The following is a 19,318-nucleotide window of genomic DNA, read 5'->3' on the forward strand; positions in this document are numbered from 1 at the left end:
GTCATGCAGGACCAGCACCCCCGCGCCATCGCCCCGGACGCGCTTCCCGAGACCATCACCAGCTACCTCAAGGCCCACCACGCCCGCGACACCGCCACAGCGGTCACCGCGTTCACCGGCGACGCCATCGTCACCGACGACGGCAGGACCTACCGGGGCGCCGCGGAGATCGAGCGGTGGCTGAACCGGTCCGCCGGTGAGTTCACGTACACCATCGAACTCACCGGCGCCCAGCAGACCGACGCGACCCACTACATCGCGACCCACCACCTCGAAGGCAACTTCCCTGGCGGCACCGTCGATCTGCGCTACCGGTTCACACTCCGCGACAACCTCGTCGCACACCTCGTCATCGAACCCTGACCGGGTCAGTTCACGAGCGCCGGATACGCCCGGCCACCACATGCGCCAGGGCGAGGTACACCACGGCAGCCAGGCCGTAGTTGATCAGGATGCGCAGCCAGTCCGTGTCCAGCATGAACAGATCCCTGGACCAGCCGGCGAGCCAGTCGGCGGAGTGATGGACGAACTTGACGAGCTCGTTGCCGCGGTTCGCGTCGAGCACGTACAGCAGGATCCACAGACCCAGGATCGCTGCCGCGACATCGGCGAGGATGATTATGACGACTGCGGCTTGATTGCCACTGTATCTACTGGACATGGCCGATATCGTACCTTTAGATGATCATCCAAACGGTGTGAGTCGTTCCACACCTTGCGGCCTTCCATTCCCGCCGAGTAGCCTCGTTTCGCGATTGAAGTTAATTCAGTTCATGTCAGGTGTACGCACGCTCCGCGGATGGGAGCCACAGCATGTCCAAGGTCGACGGAAAGACCGTCCTCGTCACCGGCGCGGGCCGGGGCATCGGACGGGCGATCGCCGTGGAGATGGCACGCCAGGGGGCGGCGGCCGTCGCGGTCGCGGACCGGGACGGGGCGACGGCGGAGGAGACCGCCGGACTGGTGCGCGCGGCCGGGGCCAAGGCGAAGGCGATCGTCTGCGACCTGCGTGACCGCGACAGCGTCGAGGCGATGGTGGCACGGACGGCGCGGCGGTTCGAAGGACTCGACGTCCTGGTCAACAACGCCGGGGTGATCGAGACCTCGCTCACCGAGGACTGCGCGGTCGACACCCTCCCCGAGGAGGTCTGGGACGCGGTCTACGAGATCAATCTCAAGGCGGTGTGGCTGACCACGAAGTTCGCCGCGCCCCATCTGCGGCGCTCCGCGCGCGGCCCCGCGATCGTCAACACCGGCTCGGTCTCCGGCCTCACCGGCTTCCCGCTGGGCCCGGCGTACTGCACTACCAAGGGCGGGGTCGTCCAGCTCACCAAGGTCACCGCCATCGACCTCGCCCCGGTGCGCTGCAACTGCCTGTGCCCCGGGGTCATCGACACGCCTCTGGCGCAGGGCTTCTTCGACGCGGCCGAGGACCGGGACGAGATGGAGCGGCAACTGACCGCACCCCAGTTGGTGGACCGGCTCGGGCGGCCGGAGGAGGTGGCGAAACTGGCGTGTTTCCTTGCCTCCGACGACGCGGCGTTCATCACCGGTTCGTCGTATGTGATCGACGGTGGCGCGCTCGCGTGGCGCGGGGTCAGGGCCTGAGAGCTGTCAATCGGCTGTTCTCCGGCAGCCAGGGGATCGAGAGGGGCCCTATGCCCATCGAGTTCGACATCGACCGCCCGGTCGCCGACATCGCGCGGCGCACGTCCGGCTTCGTCCGGGACACCGTCATGGCGGCGGAGGAGGCCTGTCACGGGGACGTGCACAGCGGACCCGAGCCGCTGCGCCGGGGGCTTCAGGAGGCGGCCCGCGCCGCGGGCGTGTTCGCTCCGCACGTGTCGCCCCGGTGGGGCGGGCTCGGGCTGGATATGCGCGGGCAGGCGGTGGTGTTCGAGGCCGCCGGGTACTCGCTGCTCGGCCCGCTGGCCCTGAACTGCGCCGCTCCCGACGAGGGCAACATGCATCTGCTCGCCGTGGTCGCCACGCAGGAGCAGCAGGAGCGGTTCCTCGCTCCGCTGGCGGCCGGGGAGGCACGGTCGTGCTTCGCGATGACCGAGCCCGCGCCCGGCGCGGGTTCCGACCCCCGCGCGCTGGCCACGGCGGCGGTACGGATCCCGGGCGGATGGCGGATCAACGGCCGCAAGTGGTTCATCAGCGGGGCCGACGGCGCCGCGTTCGCGATCTGCATGGCGCGCACCGGCGGGGGGCCGGGGGATCCGGGCGGGGCGACGATGTTCCTGGTCGGCTCCGACAACCCGGGCATGAAGGTGGTCAGGAACATCGACACCCTCGACCGGGGCCTGTTCGGCGGGCACAGTGAACTCGCCTTCGACGACTGCGAGGTGCCCGACGACGCGGTCCTCGGCGAGGTCGACAAGGGCTTCGAGTACGCGCAGGTGCGCCTCGGGCCGGCCCGTCTGACGCACTGCATGCGCTGGCTCGGCGTGGCCCGCCGGGCCCAGGACATCGCCCTGGAACGGGCGGACGGACGCTCGGCCTTCGGCGGGCGGCTGGCCGAACTCGGCATGGTGCAGCAACAGCTGGCCGACTCCGAGATCGACATCGAGACCTGCCGGGCGGTCCTGTGGCGCGCCTGCTGGGAGCTGGACCAGGGCCGGCCGGGAGCCCAGCACACCTCCATCGCCAAGACTTTCGTGTCCGAGGCCGTGAATCGCGTCGTCGACCGCGCGGTCCAGATCTGCGGCGCCCTCGGCATCTCGGCCGACGCCCCGCTGTCCGCGCTCTACCGGGAGGTCCGGCCGTTCCGGATCTACGACGGGCCGTCGGAGACGCACCGCTGGGCCATCGCCAAACGCGCGGTGCGGGCCGCCCGCGCCGGGCGGGAGCGCGGGGTGACCGTACGGTGAGCGCGGAGGGCACCGCCGTGGCCGGAGTCGATCTGCCCGCCCTGCGGCGCTTCTTCGAGCGCGAGGTCCCGCAGTGCGCCGGCCCATTGGACGTACGTCCGCTGTTCGGCGGGCGCTCCAACCTGACGTACGAGGTCACGGACGGGACGAACCGCTGGGTGCTGCGCAGGCCGCCGCTGGGCCCCCTCACCCCCACGGCGCACGATATGGACCGCGAGTACCGCGTCATGGCCGCGCTCGGCTCGACCGGCGTGCCGGTGCCCAGGACGGTGCTGTCGTGCACGGACGAGGCGGTGATCGGCGCGCCGTTCACGGTCGTGTCGTTCGTGGACGGGGACGTGCTGCGGGACGGCGAAGGGGCGGCCGGGCTGTCCGCCGGTGACGCGAGGCGGTGCGGGCACGCCCTGGTCGACCAGTTGGCCGCGCTGCACGCGCTCGATCCGTACGCGGTGGGGCTCGGCGAATTCGGCCGCCCGGCCGGATACCTGGAGCGCCAGGTGCGAAGGTGGCGCGGCCAGTGGGACCGGGTCGCCACCCGCGCGCTGCCCGGACCGGACGAACTGGACGAACTGCACCGGCGCCTGGAGCGGCTCGTACCCGAGCGGGGCGAGGCGGCGGTCCTGCACGGGGACTACCGCCTGGACAACGTCATCCTGGCGGCCGGCGACCCGGGGCGGATCGCGGCGATCGTCGACTGGGAGATGGCCGCGCTGGGCGATCCGCTCGCCGACCTCGGCCTGCTCCTCGTCTACTGGGATCCGGTGTGCGAGCCGGTCCTGGGCACCGGACATGTCCCGACCGCCAACCCGGGCTTCCCCTCGGCCGCGGAGCTGGCCGAGCGGTACGCGCTGCGGTCCGGGCGGGACGTCTCGGCGCTGCCCTTCCACCGGGCGCTGGGGTATTTCAAGCTGGCGGTCATCGCCGAGGGCATCCACGCCCGTCATCTCGCCGGACGCACCGTCGGCCCGGGCTTCGGCCGGATCGGCTCGGCGGTGCCCGCGCTGCTGCGCTCCGGCCTGGCCGTGTGTGAGGAGCTGTGATGGAAGCGAGGCTCGATGGAATGGTGGCGCTGGTGACCGGGGCCACCGGGGGCATCGGAGACGCCGTCGTGCGACGGCTGGCCGCCGAGGGGGCCACCGTCGTCGTCACCGACCTTGACGAGGACCGGTGCCGGGGGCTCGCCGGGGAACTGACGGACGCCGGCGGCCGGGCGGTCGGTCTGGGCCTGGACGTCGGTGACGAGGCGGCCTGGCAGGCGGTCGTCGAGCGGGTGACGGGCGAGCTGGGGAGCCTGTCGGTGCTGGTCAACAACGCCGGGATCGCCGCGATGGGCACCGTGGAGAGCGAGACCCGGGAGACCTGGGACCAGGTCATCGGGGTGACCCAGACCGGGGTGTGGCTCGGTATGAAGCACGGCGGGCCGGCCATCGAGCGCTCCGGCGGCGGTTCCATCGTGAACGTCGCGTCCATCTTCGGCACGGTCGGCGGCTTCGGGGCGCAGTTCTCCTACCACGCGGCCAAGGGCGCGGTGCGGCTGATGACCAAGAACGCCGCGCTGCACTGGGGCCGGCGCGGCGTCCGGGTCAACTCCCTGCACCCCGGCTTCATCGAGACGCCCAGGTCCCGCGAGCTGTGGCGGGGCACGCCCCGGCTCACCGCGATGGTCGACGGCACGCCGCTCGGGCGGCTGGGCCGGACCGAGGAGGTCGCGGCCGCCGTGGCGTTCCTGGCCTCGGACGACGCGAGCTTCATGACCGGCTCGGAGCTCTACGTGGACGGCGGCTGGACCGCCCGCTGAACCACGGCGGCGTACCGGGTCACGCCGTCCGCCAGGGCCTGTGTGACCCGGCCACGGGCCGCCAGGACGTCCAGGTGCGCGGCCGTCTCGTTGACGGCGAGCATCTGGTTGAAGGCGTTGAGGTCGTCGAACGGCAGCCTTCGGCGGGTCCAGCCCAGGCCCCGGGCGACCGCGTACGCGTCCAGGGCGGCGTCGCCGAGGACTGCCAGGGTCTGGCCGAGCCGGTCGTCGTGGTGGGCCAGCAACTCGGCGACCCTGCCGTGGACGCTGTCGCCGACCGGGCCGTGGGCGGGCAGGAGCCGGGCGTCGGCGAGGGTGGTCATGAGGCGCAGCGACGCGAGGTAGTCGCCCAGCGGCAGCCCGGGGCCGCCGAGTTCGAAGCCGATGGACGGGGTGATGTGCGGCAGTACGTGGTCCCCGGAGAAGAGCAGGCCCCGCGCCTGGTCGAGGTAGACCACGTGGCCCCGGGTGTGGCCGGGAGTGGGGATGACCCGCAGCGTGTGGTCCCCGAACCGCAGTTCCTCCGCCTCCAGCCAGCGGTCGGGGGCCTCCCACAGGGCCTGGTCGAAGCCGCCGTGGTCCATGGCGGCGACGCGGTCGGCGAGTTCGCCGGCGCCGGCGCGGCGCAGGGTGTCCAGCGATCCGACGGGCTGGTCCGTACGCAGGTCGGCGAGCGCCTCCAGTCCGGGCCGCTCGCCGGAGCCCAGGTGGACGCGGGAGCCGAGCAGTCTGCGCAGTTCCACGGCCTGGGTGTAGTGGTCGCGGTGGATGTGGGTGACCAGGATGTCGGTGATCGCGGTGAGGTCGTGGCCGAGGCTCGCCAGGGCGTCCTCCAGTGCCTTGCGGGCCTCGGGGACGGCCCAGCCGCCGTCGATCAGCACCAGGCCGCCGTCGTCCTGTTCCAGGACGTAGACGTTGACGGCCCGCAGTCCGTCGTCCGGCAGCGGCAGCGGCACGCGGTGCACTCCGGGCCGTACGGTCCGGGCTCCGCTGTCCGCCCACTGTCCTCGGTCGAAACGGGTTGTCATGTATCTCCCAGCCGGTGTTCGTGCAGTGTGCGGGCGAGTTCCCGGGCGCTGCGGCGGTCGAGCTTGCCCACGGTGGTCTGCGGCAACTCGTCCACCGTGAAGGCGTATTCGGGCCACTTGGCCTTGGACAGGCCGGTGCGCGCCAGGTGCTCGGTGATCTCGTCGAGGCCGAGGCCGGCGGCGGCCTCCTCGGCCTCGACGACGACGAGCACCGCCGCGCGTTCGCCGAGCAGCGGGTCGGGGACCGGGGTGACGCAGGCTCTGGCCACCCTGGGGTGGCTGGCCACGGCGCGTTCGATCTCGGTGATGTCGAGGTTGCGGCCGCCTCGGATGATGACGTCCTTCTCCCGGCCCATGATGGTGACCGTGCCGTCGTGGCCCGTCATGAGCAGGTCGCCGGTGGGGAAGAAGCCGTCCGGCGTGAGAGCCGGGGGCTCCACCGTGCCGTCGCGGGCGTAGCCGAGGAAGAGGGAGGGGCCGCGGACCTGGGCGCGGCCGGCCTCCCCCGGTCCCAGGACCGTTCCGTCGGTGGCTACCGCCCGTAGCTCGGTGCCGGGAAAGGGGCGGCCGTCGCGGCCGAGCCGGGTCTCCTCGTTGTCCTCGGGCCGGGGCGAGGTGTGGCCGAGGCACTCGGACATGCCGAAGACCCGCAGGATTTTCGTGCCGAGGGAGCGCTCGGCACGGGCCAGGGCGCCCCGGTCCATGGGGCCGCCCCCCACGGTGATCGAGCGGACGCCTTCGAGCACCCGCGATCCGGCGGCGGCCGAGCCCATCTGCAGGGCCATGGTCGGTACGCACATGGTCCAGCGGACGCCGTTCGCGGCCATCCGGGCCAGGGCGGCGTCACGGTCCCATCTGGCGGTCAGGACAAGGGGGCCGGCGAGCATCAGGGACAGGTACGGGCCGAAGCAGAAGGCGGCGGTGGAGGACAGCGGGACGATGGCGGCTACCGCGTCGCCCGCGCGCAGTCCGTTGACCTCGGCGGTGCGGGAGCAGGCGTAGCGCAGTGCCGTCTCGGACTGGACGACGCCCTTGGGCCGGCCGGTGGAGCCGGAGGTGAGGCCGATGACGGCGCCGCCGGACCAGCGGGAGGCGTCTCGCCGGCCCCGTCCGGACAGGGCGGTCCAGCCGTCGAGCGCGTCGGCCTGCCGTCCTGCCGGGAGCCCGGGGGCCTGCCATTCCCGGATCGCGGAGGGGTCGGCGACGAGGGCGTCGGGCCGGATGTCCTCCAGGGCGGCGGCGAACTCGGCAGCCGTGGTGTGCCGGTTGACCAGGGCGAGGACGCCGCCGGTCATCCCCACGGCGAGGGTCGCGGCGACCGTGCGCCAGGAGTTGTCGGCCTGGACCATGACGGTGCCGCCCGGCGTGCCGTCCGGCGTGCCGTCCGGCGTCATCGCCTCGGCCAGGGTGGCGGCGCGGTCCAGGAGCTCACGTGCCGTGTGGTGGCCGGAGTCGTCGATGACGGCCGTGAAGTCGGACCGTTCGGCCCGCCGCTGGAACTCCCGCACTGTCTGTCGCATTCCGCATCCCGCTTCCTCGCGGCGTCGGACCGCCCGGCCCCAGGTCAGCTCGCGTACATCTCCCGCTCGCCGCCCATGACGGCGATCCGGCGTCCCCGCATGTCCCCGACCTGGGCGACGGCCGCCGCCCACTGCGGGCTGTCCAGGGCTTTGCGCAGGTCCTCGTCGGAGTCGAAGCCGAGGACCGAGAGCCCGTCCCAGCCGTCGGAGCGCGGCTCCAGGGCCGCGTCGATCTCGGTGTGCCGCCAGGACCGCAGTCCGGGCAGCCGACGGGTCAGTTCGGCGTGTTCGCCGCGCCACCAGTCGATGAACCGCTCGTGGGTCCAGTCCGGCGGACGTGCGGCCAGGAGTACGAGGTTGTACACAGCCCCTCCTCAAGCGAATTGGACGGCCGGCGAGCGGCCGATGAGCAGCCGCCGGACCTTGCCGGACTCGTTCAGCCGCGCCGAGGCCACGAAGGCCGCCTCGGGCTCCCCTGCCCGCCGGACCTCTCCGAGGAAGAGCTCGTCCGGCCCGACGGCGGCGGCGGTCAGCAGGTGGTGGGTGCGTACGCCCTGCTCGCGCTGGGCGAGGTAGCCCTCCATCTCGGCACGGCCGCCGTGGAAGTCGACGGCGGCGCTCCCGTCGGTGGAGAACAGGATGGAGAAGGAGAAGTCGTCGCTGATCAGGTCGAGGATCCGGTCGGCGTCATCGCTGTCCAGGATCTGGAACCAGGTGGTCAGGAAGGGTGCAGAAGTGGTCATGGCCGGTCCACCAGGGCGAAGTCGGTGGTGAAGAAGGACTGGTAGCGCGCCATCAGCCCGGCGGGCGAGACGACGGCGGCGGACAGGAAGGCACCGGTCGGCACGCCCGCCTCGACGACGAAGCCGTAGGCCGTCTCGACGTCCCGGTCCACCGAGTAGCGCACGATCTCGTGCACCCGGTCCGCGGCACCCCGGCCGGCGATGTACGCGGCGAAGTCGTCCCTGGACTCCCCGCTCCTGCCGCCGCCGGGCAGGGCTATGAGGAAGCGGAATCCTGGTTCCAGGAGTTCCAGTGCCTTGTCCGGGTCCTGCCCGTCCATCCTGGCCATGTACTCGCGAAGCACCATGGCGGTCGCCTCCCCGAAGTCTTCATCGACCTGAGTTCAGTTCAGTTTGAACTGTAGTATGGGTGCCCCGCCCAGGCAATAGGCGGGGCACCGCACGCCTATCCGGCGATCATGCGGACCACGCAGCCCTCGATCATCTCGCTGATCTCGGGCAGCGCGACAGCCCCCGTCGGGCGGTACCACCGCCAGACGCTCACGATCATCCCGAGCACGGCCAGCCCGAGCGTGTGCGCGTCCCGGACCGGGAACGCGCCCTTGGACATGCCGCGCATCAGCAGGTTCGTCCAGTCCCGCTCGACCATCTGCACCAACTGCCGCGCGGCGACGCGCTCGGTCTCCTCGCGCTTGGACTTGCGGGGCGTGGCGAGCAGCGACATGTTGGCCTGGAGGATGCGCATCTGCAGAATCTCCTGGTCGGAGACCGAGAAGGCCGAGCGCACCCCCGCCCTCAGCGCCTCGACCGAGTCCGGATGGCCGGCCGTGGCCTCGGTGAACATGTCGTGGGAGCGCTGCAGTTCCAGACGCATGATGGTGAGCAGGCAGTGCGCCTTGGACTCGAAGTAGTGGTACAGCGCGGTCTGTCCGATGCCGACCCGGTCGGCGACGTCGGACCACTTGGTGGTCTCGTACCCGGACTCGCCGAAGCACTCGACGGCCGCCGTCAAAATGGCCGCCCGCTTGGACCTGGGCCCCTCGTCCGGATCCACGATCCGCGCCCTCGCCATCATCTCTCCCTGCGTGCGTCATACGACCGGTGCCGATCACCAGCCGGATGTCCCGAGGGTAAACCTCACCTGAACTCGGTTACGAATCCGGACCGGACGGGCCCTAGGGCGCGCGATAGGCCGGGGGCCGTTTGGCGAGGAAGGCCGAAACCCCTTCACGGCCCTCGGCGGACACGGCGCAGGCGGCCAGCTGACGGGCCTCCGCGTCCAGGTGGGCGTCCAGGCCCGCCGACAGCCCCGCCGCGACGAGCCGCCGGGTGGCGCCCAGTGCGCCCGTCGCGCCCCGCGCGAGCGCCGAGGCGGCCTCGGCGGCCGTCCCGGACAGCCGGCCGGGGTCCACGACCCGGCTGACCAGCCCCATCGCGGCAGCCTCGGCCGCCGGGACCCGGCGGTTGGTCAGCAGCAGGTCCAGTGCCCGCTTGGGCCCGACGAGCCGGGGCAGGGACCAGCTCACCCCCGCGTCCGGGGAGTACCCGATGCCGGTGTACGCCGCCGTGAAGGCGGCGTCGGACGCGGCGATCGTCAGGTCGGCCGCCGCCGCGAGGCCCAGACCCGCCCCCGCGACCGCTCCCTGCACTGCCACCACCAGCGGCGCGTCGAGCCCGGCGAACACCCGAAGCGCGGCGTGCAGCGCGTCGGTGACGGCGGCGAGGTGGGCGGCGAGCCGGTCGGGCGGCAGGGCGGCGAACTCCCGCAGATCACCCCCGACGCAGAAGGACCGGCCGCGTCCGGTGAGCAGCACGGCCCGTACACCCTCGTGTTCGCCCTCGCCCTCGCCTGCGCGTTCGCAGGTGCGGGCGGCGTCCAGCAGTCCCCGGGCCATGGCCAGGTCGATCGCGTTTCCGGCCTTCTCGCGGCACATTTCCACGTGGGCCACCCCAGCGGCGTCGATGCCGACCGTGACCGCGCTCATCGGGCCGTCCACCCGCCGTCCACGGTGAGCACCTGCCCGGTGCAGTAGGAGGACGCGCCCGAGGCGAGGTAGAGCAGCGCTCCGTCCAGCTCGCCCCGCTCGCCGCCCCGGCCGAGCATCGTGCCGCGTTCGACCCATCGGCGGGAGCGGTCGTCCGCGAAGAGCTCCTCGGTCATCTCCGTACGGAACCAGCCGGGGGCCAGGGCGTTGACCCGTATCCCCGCCGGCCCCCACTGGCCGGCCAGTTCCCGGGTGAGCCCGATCAGGCCCGCCTTGGAGGCGGCGTAGGCCGCGCCGCCGAGCGGGGCCCCGGAGACCAGGCCCAGGACCGAGGAGACGTTCACCACGGATCTGGTGTCGTCGGCCGGGGCGTCCGCCTCGGCCATCAGTCGGGCGAGGCGGAAGGGCGCGACCAGGTTCACCGCGAGCACGGCCGCGAAGTCCTCCGGGCTCTCGTCCTCGGCGCGTACGGCTCCGGGCGCACCCGCGTTGTTGACCAGGATGTCGAACCGCCCGGTGGCGGCGAGCGCGGTCTGCGCGAGGCGTACGCGATCGGCGTCACGGGACACGTCGCAGGCGACCGGGTGGATGCGCGGGCCGGCGTCGGCCAGTTCCTTCAGCCGGTCCGGCCGCCTGGCCGCGGCGAAGACGGTGGCACCGGCCCCGGCGAGTACGGCGGCGAATCGGGCGCCGAGCCCGGAGGAGGCTCCGGTGACGACGGCGGTCCGGCCGTGCAGGGAGAACAGCTCGCCGGGCGTCACCCGTCCACCCCGATCGGCAGCGCGGTGGCGCCGCCGTCCAGCACGATCGTCTGACCGGTCATCCAGGAGGACGCGTCGGACGCCAGGAACAGGGCCGCGCTCGCCACGTCCTCCACCGTGCCCAGCCTGCGCAGGGGCAGCTTCGCGGTCAGCACCGGCTCCCGGGGCTCCCAAACGGCCCTGGCAAGCTCGGTCTTGATCAGCCCGGGCGCGATGGCGTTCACCCGTGCCCTCGGGCCGAGCTCGAAGGCCAGCTGCCGGGTCATGTGCAGCATCGCCGCCTTGGTGGCGTTGTACCAGCCGATGTGCGGGTCGACGACCAGGCCACCGACGGAGGCGATGTTGACCACCGCTCCCCCATGTGCGGACATCCACGCATGCCAGGCGTGCCGCGTCCAGGCGACCATGCCGTACTGGTTGACGCGTACGGTCTTCTCCGCGCGCGGCAGATCGAGGTCGAGCAGGTCGCCCATGTACGGGTTGGTGGCCGCGTTGTTGACCAGGATGTCGAGCCGCCCGAACCGGTCCATGGTCTCCTCGACGGCGCGCTCCGCCTGCTCCGGCTCCCCGGCGTTGGCGACCACCTCGTGGACGTCGCCGTCGCCCTTGGCCCGCAGCAATTCGGCCCGGGCGGCGGCAAGGCCCTCGGGTTTGCGGGCGGCGATCACCACGTGGGCGCCCGCCTCCCGGAAGGCGGTGGCGATGCCGAGGCCGATGCCGCGTGAGCCGCCGGTGATCAGGGCTGTGCGGCCGTGCAGTGCGTTCACGTGTGCTCCTTTGCGTACTTCGCCAGTTCGCGGCGGGCGACCGTGCGCAGGTGGACCTCGTCGGGCCCGTCCGCGATGCGCAGCGCCCGGGTGATCGCGTACAGCCGGGCGAGTACGGTGTCGTCGCTGACGCCCGCGGCTCCGTGGGCCTGGACCGCGCGGTCCACGACCCGGTGGGCAACCTCCAGGGCCGCGACCTTGATGGCGGCGACCTCGGTACGGGCGGCGGCGTTGCCGGCGGTGTCCATCAGCCAGGCCGATTTGAGGACCAGCAGCCGCAGTTGCTCGATCTCGATCCGGCTGCGGGCGATCCACTCACGCACGACGCCCTGGTCGGCGAGCGGGCCGCCGAAGGCGCTGCGGGCCAGCGTCCGGCGGCACATCAACTCCAGCGCCCGTTCGGCGAATCCGACGGCGCGCATCGCGTAGTGCATCCTGCCGGGGCCGAGGCGTCCCTGGGCGAGGGCGAAGCCGTTCCCCTCGCCGCCGAGCAGGTTGGCGGCCGGTACGCGTACGTCCTCGAAGAGCACGTCGCCGTGGCCGCAGCGGTCGGTGTAGCCGAACATGGGCAGGTCGCGCAGCACGGTGACGCCGGGGGTGTCGCAGGGGATCAGCACCATGCTCTGCTGCCGGTAGGCCGGGGCGTCCGGGTCGGTCACGCCCATGAGGATGATCAGCGCGCAGTCCGGGTCGAGGATCCCGGAGGTGTACCACTTGTGGCCGTTGACGACGTAGTGGCCGCCGTCGCGCGTGATCCGGGTGCGGATGTTGCGGGCGTCGGAGCTGGCGACCTCGGGTTCGGTCATGGCGAAGCAGGACCGGATCCCGGCCGCGAGCAGGGGCCGCAGCCAGCGGTCCTGCTGTTCGGGGGTGCCGTAGAGGGCGAGGAGTTCCATGTTGCCGGTGTCGGGGGCGGAGCAGTTGAAGACCTCGGGGCCGTGCACGGAGCGGCCGGCCAGTTCGGCGAGCGGGGCGTATTCGAGGTTGGTCAGGCCCGCGCCCCAGTCGCCGTGCGCGAGGAAGAGGTTCCACAGGCCCTCGGCGCGGGCCTTCTCCTTCAGCTCGCGCATGACGGGCGGCAGTGCGTGCGGGTCGTCGGCCTCGGCGAGCTGCCGGTCGTAGACGGCTTCCGCGGGGTGGACGTACTCGTTCATGAATGCGGCCATGCGCGTGCGCAGTTCCTCGGCCCTCGGGGAGAGTCCGAAATCCATGGGTGGCTCCTTCCGCTCCTTCAGCCGAGGATGTCGCGGGCGTCGCGGATCATCGCCGCAATGGTGGGCGGCAACCGCTCCTGGTCCGGGTCGTGGTGCTTGCCCTCCCGGTGCCGCCGCAGGTTGTGGCCCATGATCGCGGCCATCTTGGTGCGGGCCAGGGCGCGGAACCAGTCGAAGGCGGGCGGCGCGGGACGGCCGTCCAGGTAGGCGTCCAGCAGCTCGCTCTCGCCCGGCAGGCCCGGGACCGGGCGGCCCAGGCGGGGGAAGTTGCGGTGGTCGGTGAAGAGCAGGAACCAGCCGAGGTCGGTGCGCGGGTCGCCGGCGCCCCAGATCTCCCAGTCCACGACGGCGGCCGCCTCCTTCCCCCGGCACAGCACATTGCCCAGCCGGAAGTCGCCGTGGGTCAGGACCGGGGGCAGTCCGGGCGGCGCGGTGGCGGCCAGCCGTGGCAACAACTCATCTGCCCCGGGCCGCAGTTCGGCCGGTACGGCGCGCATGGTGCGGCTCCAGCGCTCCAGCTCGCCCGCCGGATCGAGGGCGTCGGGCGCCGCCGGGGCGGGGCCGCGGGCCTCGGCCTGGTGGAGCCCCCGCAGTACGGGGGCCAGTCCGAGCATGCGCGTACGGCACAGCGCCGGGTCGAGCCGGTGCTCGTCGAGGACCGGCTCGACGGCTTCGCCGGGCACGAACTCCATGGCGAACCAGGCCGGTTCGCGCTCGTCCACGGCGACGACGCCCGGCACGGGCACCGGGGAGCCGGCCAGCGCGTACAGCATCCGCGCCTGACGCAGTACGTCGTTTCGGCCGACCGGGCGCTGCCCGGGCGGCACCGCCTTGACGACGTACCGGGCGGGGCCGGCCGTGATGGAGTAGGTCAGGCCCGAGTGGCCGCCGGGCAGGGTCTCCAGGCGGCCCAGGGGCTCGCCGGGGTGGAGCGGGGCGAGGCGTCGGCGTACCCGTGCGGCCAGTTCGGTCACTGCGGTGAGAGTGCTCAACGCATGGTCCCCTTCGGCTCTTTGGGCAGTCCCAGCACGCGTTCGGCCAGGATGTTGCGCTGGATCTCGTCGCTGCCGCCCGCGATGCTGTAGCCGGGGGCGCCGAGCAGGTGCTCGGTCCAGGCGAAAGTGCCCCACTCCCCCGTGTCGGCGGCCAGGCGCGGCCCGAGCAGTTGCGTCACGAGGTCAGTGGTGGCGCGCATGGTCGCGGTGGCGTGGAGCTTGCCGACCGAGGCCCCGGCACCCGGCTCGCGGCCCGCGACCAGGGCCGCCGTGACGCGCAGGCCGGTGAGCCGCTGGCAGAGGGTGCGCACGAACAGGTCGGCGGCCTGCTGCTGTTCGCCGCCGGTGAGGGGCCGGGGCAGGTGCCGGGCGAGGTCGAGGGCGCGGTCGGCGTTGTCGAGGCCGAGGCCGCCGGAGTCCAGCCGCTCGGCGGCGAGCACGGTGAGCGTCACCCGCCAGCCCTGGCCTACCGGGCCGAGCCGGTCGCTGTCGGGTACGGCGACTTCGTCGAGGTAGACCTCGTTGAAGCTGGAGCCGCCGGTCATCTGCCGGATGGGCCGGACCGTCACTCCCGGCGCGTCCATCCGGACCAGGAAGACCGTGATGCCGGTGTGTTTGGCGGCGTCCGGGTCGGTGCGGCACACGGCCACGCCCCAGGTGGCGACCCTGGCACCGGAGGTCCAGATCTTGTGGCCGCGCAGCACCCAGCCGTCCCCCTCCCTGGTCGCCCTCGTGCGGACGGCGGCCAGGTCGGAGCCGGCCTCGGTCTCGGAGAAGAGCTGGCAGGCCAGTTCGTCGGTGCGGAGCATGGGCCCCAGCCAGCGGCGCTTCTGCTCCTCGCTGCCCCAGATCCGGATCGCCGGGGCCACCAGCTGCTGGGTGACCGGGAAGACCTCGGTGCGCCGGGGCACGTCGAAGGCGGCCTCTTCCGCTCGGTACAGCTGCTCGTAGTACGCGGGCAGCTCCCGGCCGCCGTACTCGCGCGGCCAGCCGAGCGCGCCCCAGCCGCCGTCGTGGCGAGTCCGCTCCCAGGCCCGGATCCGGTCGGTGTGCTCGCGCTCCTCCTGCTCGGTCCAGTTCTCGAAGACGGCCACGGAGTCGTCGCCGCTGCCCCATTCCTCCTGGCGGTCGAGGGGGTCGGCGGCCGTGGCCAGCCAGCGACGGGCCTCGGCGCGGAACTCCTCCGGGCCGGGCGCGCATTCCTCGCCTGTCACCTGCGAATCGCCTCCCTTCAGCGGGTCAGCACGGTGCACGCGCTGACGCCCGGTGCTCCGTAGACGTGGGTGAAGCCGCTGCGCGGATCCCCGGGAACCTGGCGTTCACCCGCCCGGCCGCGCAGCTGCTGGACGATCTCGTGGACCTGGCGCAGCCCCGACGCGCCGATCGGCTCGCCGTTGGCGAGGCAGCCGCCGTCGGTGTTGACCGGCAGCGGGCCGCCGATGCCGGTCGCGCCGGAGGCGATCAGCCGCTCCTGCTCGCCGTCCTCGCAGAACCCGCACTCGGCCAGGTGCATCACCTCGGCGCCGCTCTCGGTGTCCTGGAGCTGGCACACGTCGATGTCCCGCGGGCCGAGTCCGGCCTCCTCGAAGGCCGCTCCCGCCGCGTCCGCGCTCACCGCCGTCGGGGGACCGGCGTAGGCCCAGGGGCTGAACACCTCGAAGGAGCCGAAGCGCCGGGTCCGTACGACGGCGGCGCGCAGGGCGACAGGTGCGCCGCCGAGTTCGCGGGCCGCTTCCCGCGAGCACAGCACCAGGGCGACGGCGCCCTGGCCGGGCGAGCAGAACATGTAGCGGGTCAGCGGGTCGTTGACCATGCCGGAGGCGAGGATCTCGTCGGCGTCCAGCGGCTTGCGCCGCCAGGCATTGGGGTTGCGGACGCCGTTGGCGTACGCCTTCTCGGCGACCAGGGCGAGGGTGCGCGGGGTGATCCCGTGGTCGTGCATGTACCGCTGGATCTTCATGGCGAAGAACTGGGTGGTCACCATGAGGCCGTCGCCGCCGTATGCCTCGCCGAGCCCCCAGTCGGCGGGCCTGGGGTCGAACGCGCCGCGCGGGTGCTTGTCGAAGCCGACGGCCAGGGCCACGTCCGCCGCGCCGGAGCGGATCGCGTTCACGGCGCAGACCAGGGCGCTGCCGCCGGTGGCGCAGCCGTTGCGGACGTTGACGAACGGCAGCCCGGTCAGGCCGAGTCCGGCCACCAGGGTGTCGGCGTTGCCGGCCGCCTCGCTGCCGCCGAACGCCGCCCGGACCCGGGACCACGGCAGCCCGGCGTCGGCGAGGGCCGCCCGGACAGCCTGGACGGCGAGCTGCCGGCCGCTCGCCTCCGTACGGGCGAAGGAGGTGATCCCGGCGCCGCATACCAGGACGTCGGCGGCGCTCATACGGCGGCTCCTGCGGCCCTCGGCACGCCGTCCCCGGTGGTGATCGTCAACGGCATTCCGATCGCCGCGTCCTCGGGCCGTATGTCGAGCACGGCCAGCACCCGTACGCCCTCCGGCAGTTCGACGTATCCGACGGCGAACGGCTCGAATCCGGCGGCGGGCCCGACGTACGGCGGCGACTTGGGCGCGTACCGCTGGACGGTCCACGTCCACAGCGTGCCGGTACAGGACAGGACGACCGGCTCGGCCGGTCCTCCGCAGCGGGGGCACACCGGCTCGGCAGGGTGGACGGCCACCGCGCAGCCGGCGCACCGGGAGCCGCGCAGCGGGTCCCCGGAGGCCGTTGCGGCGGTGGTCACCGTCCCTTCCACTTGGGTTCGCGCTTCTCCAGGAAGGCCGAGACGCCCTCCGCCGCGTCGTCGGAGTTGAGTACGACGCCGACCGCGAGGTGTTCCATGACCATCAGCGACTGGATGTCCGCGTCCAGACTGCGGTCGATGGTCATTTTGGTGAGCCACATGGTGAACGGACTCTTGTCGATGAGCTGCCCGGCGAACTCCTCGACCGTCGCGTCCAGCTTGTCCGCCGGGGCCGAGGAGTTGATCAGGCCGAACTCGGCCGCCTCGACCCCGTTCAGCAGCTTGCCGGTGAGCATCAGCTCCTTGGTCTTGCGGACGCCGATCATGCGGGGCACCCGGTAGATCGGGCCCGCCCCGCCGAACAGGGCACGGCGGATGTGGAAGTCGCCGATCAGGGCGTCGTCCGCGGCGATCGCGAAGTCGCAGGAGATCATCAGCTCGAAGCCGCCCGCGGTGACATGGCCTTCGAGGACGGCGATCGACGGGGTCTTCATGGAGTACAGCCGGTCGCAGACCTTCGCCGACTTCACCGCGACGTCGATCGCGTTGGACCTGCCGACGAAGTCGGCTTTGAGGCTGTCCAGGTCGAACCCGGAGCAGAAGGTGCCGCCCCGGCCGCGCAGCACCAGGACGCGCAGCTCGGGGTCCTCGTCGACCTCGGTGATGATCTCGTCCAGCCGGTCGAGGATGGGCACGGTCACGCAGTTCTTCTTGTGCGGCCGGTTGAGCCAGACACGGGCGGTGTGGCCGTCCCGCTCGAACTGGATCTCGTCTTCGACTGCCATGAGCTCCTCCAAACTGAACTGAATTCAATACGATTCTCGGGCCAGTAGATGCCCCTGTCAACCGGTTGGCGGCCCTTTGCCGTCCGATTCAGGCGGGCCGTCCGGTTCAGGCGGGCCGTCCGGTGAGCCCGAGCATTCCGGCCAGCCGGACGCGGTGGTCGTCAGCGGTGCCGAACAGCGCCTCGTCAGCGCGTGCCCGCCGCAGATACAGATGGGCGGGATGCTCCCAGGTGAAGCCGACACCCCCGTGGAGCTGCACATATTCTGCCGTCGCCCGCCGGTACGCGGCCGAGCACGCCACCGCCGCCGCACTCGCGGCCACCGGCAGCTCCCCGGTCCGGCCGGCGAGGCAGGCCGCCGCCCAGGCTGACGACGACCGCGCCCCCTCGACCTCGACCAGCAGATCGGCCAGCCGGTGTTTGACCGCCTGGAAGGACCCGATCGGTCTGCCGAACTGAGTTCGCTGCGATATGTACGCCAGTACGGCGTCCAGCGCGTGCGCGCAGCCGCCGACCTGTTCGGCCGCCAGCGCCGCCCGCCCGGCGTCCAGAACGGCCTCGACGATCCCGGGGGCCCGGCCCGCCTCCCCCACCGGCTCGGCCGGCGCCCCCCGGAAGCCGACGAGCGCCTGACGGCGCGTGAGGTCCAGCACCGGCCGCCGGTTGCGGTCGCACGTCCCGCTGTCCGGCTCGCAGGCGAACAGCCTGGGCCCGTCGGGCGCCCGGGCCGCCACCAGCAGCAGGTCGGCATCCTGACCGTCGGGGACGAAATCGGCCTGCCCGCGCAGCACCCAGCCGTCCGGACCCCGCTCGGCGGTTATGTCGGCGGCGTACAGGAACCCGGCGACGGTCGCAGTGAGCGCGCCCCGCGCGATGCCGGGCAGCCAGCGCTCGCACGCCCGCCTGTCGCCGCTGCCCAGCAGGGCGTACCCGGCCAGCACGACGGTCGGCAGCAGCGGAGCGGGGCACAGCACCCGCCCGGCCTCCTCCAGGGCCACGGCGAGTTCGGCGAAGGAGCAGCCGGCGCCGCCGTACTCCTCGGGAAGAGCCAGGCCGTGCACTCCGATCTCACCGGCGAGCCGCTCCCACAACTCCTGGTCGTGGCCGCGCGGGCCGGCCGTCTGCTTGCGCATCTCCTCGGGCCCGCACGCCCCTGACAGGAACCCCCGAAGCACAGCACGCAGTTGGCGCTGTTCCTCGGTCTCCAGCAGCAGCGCCGGATCGACATCCACCCGGAACATCCAAGCCTCCCTAGACCGTGAACCGTCCGCCATTGGCCAGCAGCACCGCGCCGACGAGGTTGGCCGCCTCGTCGCCCGCCAGGAACAGCGCGATGTCCGCGATCTCCCCCGCCGTGGCGTACGGCCGTACGCGCGGGTCGGCGAAGCCCTGCCGCAGCGCGGCGGGGGTGCGGGCGGCCATGCCGGTCTCGGTCGGCCCGGGCGCCACGGTGTTGACGCGGACCCCGAACGCGATCGCCTCCTTGGCGACGGACTGGCTCAGCGCGTGCACACCGGCCTTCGAGGCGGCGTAGTGCGGATATCCGGCCGGGGCGTCGAGGGCCGCGGAGGAGCCGATCGTGACGATCGCGCCGGACCGGTTCGGCACCATGGCCCGCACGGCGGCGCGCAGGACGTGGAACGTGCCGTACAGATTGACCCGCATGACCCGTTCCCAGGCGGACCCGTCGAGCCGGGTGACCACTTCGGGCGGCAGGCCGGACGACAGGGCCTCGGCGATCCACTGCTTCGCCTCCGGGTCGTCGACCCCGGCCGCGTGCACGACGACGTCCAGACGGCCGTGTGCCCGCAGGGCCTCGTCGACCGACCGCTCGACCTGCCCGGCATCGGCCACGTCCACGGTGAACGCGAGTGCGCCGGGCAGTTCCTTCGCCACCGCCTCGGCCGCGGGACCGTCGATGTCCGCGGCCACGACCAGAGCGCCCTCCCCTGCGAGCCGTCCGGCCACCGCGGCGCCGATGCCGGAGCCCGCGCCGGTGACCAGCGCGACTCTGCCGGCGAAGCGCCCCCGTCCCCGCGCCGCGTTTCCGCCGTCCATCGGCTCCACCACCCTCACATATTGAACTGACTTCATTTTTGCTACCGTCTCAC

General features: G+C 72.6%; 23 protein-coding genes. 5 read left to right on the top strand and 18 right to left on the bottom strand.

What is annotated here, in order from left to right; all coding sequences use genetic code 11:
* The first annotated feature begins 3 nt into the window (after nt 1-3).
* Nucleotides 4-363, top strand: coding sequence for a nuclear transport factor 2 family protein (locus OG607_RS03200; protein ID WP_405718431.1), 360 nt, complete (start codon nt 4-6; stop codon nt 361-363).
* A gap of 10 nt (nt 364-373) precedes the next feature.
* On the opposite strand, the gene OG607_RS03205 is transcribed toward OG607_RS03200, so the two are convergent.
* Nucleotides 374-661 (bottom strand): hypothetical protein, encoded by a 288-nt coding sequence (locus tag OG607_RS03205; protein ID WP_405718434.1) that lies wholly within the window; start codon nt 659-661, stop codon nt 374-376.
* Between the two features lie 152 nt (nt 662-813).
* Between OG607_RS03205 and OG607_RS03210 the strand changes: the two genes are divergently transcribed.
* The 4 genes from OG607_RS03210 to OG607_RS03225 are packed head-to-tail and all read left to right on the top strand — an operon-like array spanning nt 814 to nt 4,671.
* Complete coding sequence (locus tag OG607_RS03210) at nt 814-1,608, top strand: SDR family NAD(P)-dependent oxidoreductase (protein ID WP_405718436.1); 795 nt, start codon at nt 814-816, stop codon at nt 1,606-1,608.
* Nucleotides 1,609-1,658: 50 nt separating this feature from the next.
* Nucleotides 1,659-2,873 (top strand): acyl-CoA dehydrogenase family protein, encoded by a 1,215-nt coding sequence (locus tag OG607_RS03215; protein ID WP_405718438.1) that lies wholly within the window; start codon nt 1,659-1,661, stop codon nt 2,871-2,873.
* Nucleotides 2,870-3,913: a phosphotransferase family protein gene (locus tag OG607_RS03220; RefSeq protein ID WP_405718440.1), complete on the top strand. Its 1,044-nt coding sequence runs from the start codon at nt 2,870-2,872 to the stop codon at nt 3,911-3,913. Before OG607_RS03215 ends, OG607_RS03220 begins: the two co-directional genes overlap by 4 nt.
* Nucleotides 3,913-4,671: an SDR family NAD(P)-dependent oxidoreductase gene (locus tag OG607_RS03225; RefSeq protein ID WP_405718443.1), complete on the top strand. Its 759-nt coding sequence runs from the start codon at nt 3,913-3,915 to the stop codon at nt 4,669-4,671. Before OG607_RS03220 ends, OG607_RS03225 begins: the two co-directional genes overlap by 1 nt.
* Here the strand turns inward: OG607_RS03225 and OG607_RS03230 are convergent.
* The 17 genes from OG607_RS03230 to OG607_RS03310 form a co-directional block, all read right to left on the bottom strand.
* Entirely contained in the window at nt 4,641-5,699 is a 1,059-nt protein-coding gene (locus tag OG607_RS03230; RefSeq protein WP_405718446.1) for an MBL fold metallo-hydrolase, read from the bottom strand. The two genes, OG607_RS03225 and OG607_RS03230, sit on opposite strands and share 31 nt — an antisense overlap.
* Nucleotides 5,696-7,219 carry a class I adenylate-forming enzyme family protein gene (locus tag OG607_RS03235; RefSeq protein ID WP_405718450.1) on the bottom strand — a complete coding sequence of 508 codons (1,524 nt, stop codon included), beginning with the start codon at nt 7,217-7,219 and terminating at the stop codon, nt 5,696-5,698. The genes OG607_RS03230 and OG607_RS03235 overlap by 4 nt, the downstream gene beginning before the upstream one ends.
* A gap of 44 nt (nt 7,220-7,263) precedes the next feature.
* On the bottom strand, nt 7,264-7,584 hold the full coding sequence (locus OG607_RS03240; RefSeq protein ID WP_405718453.1) for an EthD family reductase: 321 nt from the start codon (nt 7,582-7,584) through the stop codon (nt 7,264-7,266).
* 9 nt (nt 7,585-7,593) lie between these two features.
* Complete coding sequence (locus tag OG607_RS03245) at nt 7,594-7,962, bottom strand: hypothetical protein (RefSeq protein WP_405718456.1); 369 nt, start codon at nt 7,960-7,962, stop codon at nt 7,594-7,596.
* Nucleotides 7,959-8,309, bottom strand: coding sequence for a nuclear transport factor 2 family protein (locus OG607_RS03250; protein WP_405718458.1), 351 nt, complete (start codon nt 8,307-8,309; stop codon nt 7,959-7,961). Before OG607_RS03250 ends, OG607_RS03245 begins: the two co-directional genes overlap by 4 nt.
* Nucleotides 8,310-8,407: 98 nt before the next feature.
* Nucleotides 8,408-9,037, bottom strand: a complete 630-nt coding sequence (locus tag OG607_RS03255) for a TetR/AcrR family transcriptional regulator (RefSeq protein WP_405718461.1) — start codon at nt 9,035-9,037, stop codon at nt 8,408-8,410.
* A 100-nt stretch (nt 9,038-9,137) separates the two neighbouring features.
* Nucleotides 9,138-9,947 carry an enoyl-CoA hydratase/isomerase family protein gene (locus tag OG607_RS03260; protein WP_405718464.1) on the bottom strand — a complete coding sequence of 270 codons (810 nt, stop codon included), beginning with the start codon at nt 9,945-9,947 and terminating at the stop codon, nt 9,138-9,140.
* Complete coding sequence (locus OG607_RS03265; RefSeq protein WP_405718466.1) at nt 9,944-10,708, bottom strand: SDR family NAD(P)-dependent oxidoreductase; 765 nt, start codon at nt 10,706-10,708, stop codon at nt 9,944-9,946. Before OG607_RS03265 ends, OG607_RS03260 begins: the two co-directional genes overlap by 4 nt.
* Entirely contained in the window at nt 10,705-11,475 is a 771-nt protein-coding gene (locus tag OG607_RS03270; RefSeq protein WP_405718469.1) for an SDR family oxidoreductase, read from the bottom strand. Before OG607_RS03270 ends, OG607_RS03265 begins: the two co-directional genes overlap by 4 nt.
* Nucleotides 11,472-12,686 carry an acyl-CoA dehydrogenase family protein gene (locus OG607_RS03275; RefSeq protein WP_405718472.1) on the bottom strand — a complete coding sequence of 405 codons (1,215 nt, stop codon included), beginning with the start codon at nt 12,684-12,686 and terminating at the stop codon, nt 11,472-11,474. Before OG607_RS03275 ends, OG607_RS03270 begins: the two co-directional genes overlap by 4 nt.
* A gap of 20 nt (nt 12,687-12,706) precedes the next feature.
* Complete coding sequence (locus tag OG607_RS03280; protein WP_405718474.1) at nt 12,707-13,681, bottom strand: phosphotransferase family protein; 975 nt, start codon at nt 13,679-13,681, stop codon at nt 12,707-12,709.
* Complete coding sequence (locus OG607_RS03285; RefSeq protein WP_405718476.1) at nt 13,678-14,898, bottom strand: acyl-CoA dehydrogenase family protein; 1,221 nt, start codon at nt 14,896-14,898, stop codon at nt 13,678-13,680. Before OG607_RS03285 ends, OG607_RS03280 begins: the two co-directional genes overlap by 4 nt.
* A 17-nt stretch (nt 14,899-14,915) precedes the next feature.
* Complete coding sequence (locus tag OG607_RS03290; RefSeq protein WP_405718479.1) at nt 14,916-16,064, bottom strand: thiolase family protein; 1,149 nt, start codon at nt 16,062-16,064, stop codon at nt 14,916-14,918.
* Complete coding sequence (locus OG607_RS03295) at nt 16,061-16,423, bottom strand: Zn-ribbon domain-containing OB-fold protein (RefSeq protein ID WP_405718482.1); 363 nt, start codon at nt 16,421-16,423, stop codon at nt 16,061-16,063. Before OG607_RS03295 ends, OG607_RS03290 begins: the two co-directional genes overlap by 4 nt.
* A complete protein-coding gene (locus OG607_RS03300) occupies nt 16,420-17,208 on the bottom strand; it encodes an enoyl-CoA hydratase/isomerase family protein (protein WP_405718485.1) in 789 nt (262 codons plus the stop codon). The genes OG607_RS03295 and OG607_RS03300 overlap by 4 nt, the downstream gene beginning before the upstream one ends.
* Before the next feature lie 106 nt (nt 17,209-17,314).
* The gene (locus OG607_RS03305; RefSeq protein WP_405718487.1) at nt 17,315-18,448 is read right to left on the bottom strand and encodes an acyl-CoA dehydrogenase family protein; all 1,134 of its coding nucleotides are present in this window, start codon (nt 18,446-18,448) and stop codon (nt 17,315-17,317) included.
* A gap of 10 nt (nt 18,449-18,458) precedes the next feature.
* Entirely contained in the window at nt 18,459-19,301 is an 843-nt protein-coding gene (locus tag OG607_RS03310) for an SDR family NAD(P)-dependent oxidoreductase (protein ID WP_405718490.1), read from the bottom strand.
* Nucleotides 19,302-19,318 lie beyond the last annotated feature (17 nt).

This window comes from Streptomyces sp. NBC_01537 (assembly GCF_045040445.1).
Lineage (GTDB): Bacteria > Actinomycetota > Actinomycetes > Streptomycetales > Streptomycetaceae > Actinacidiphila.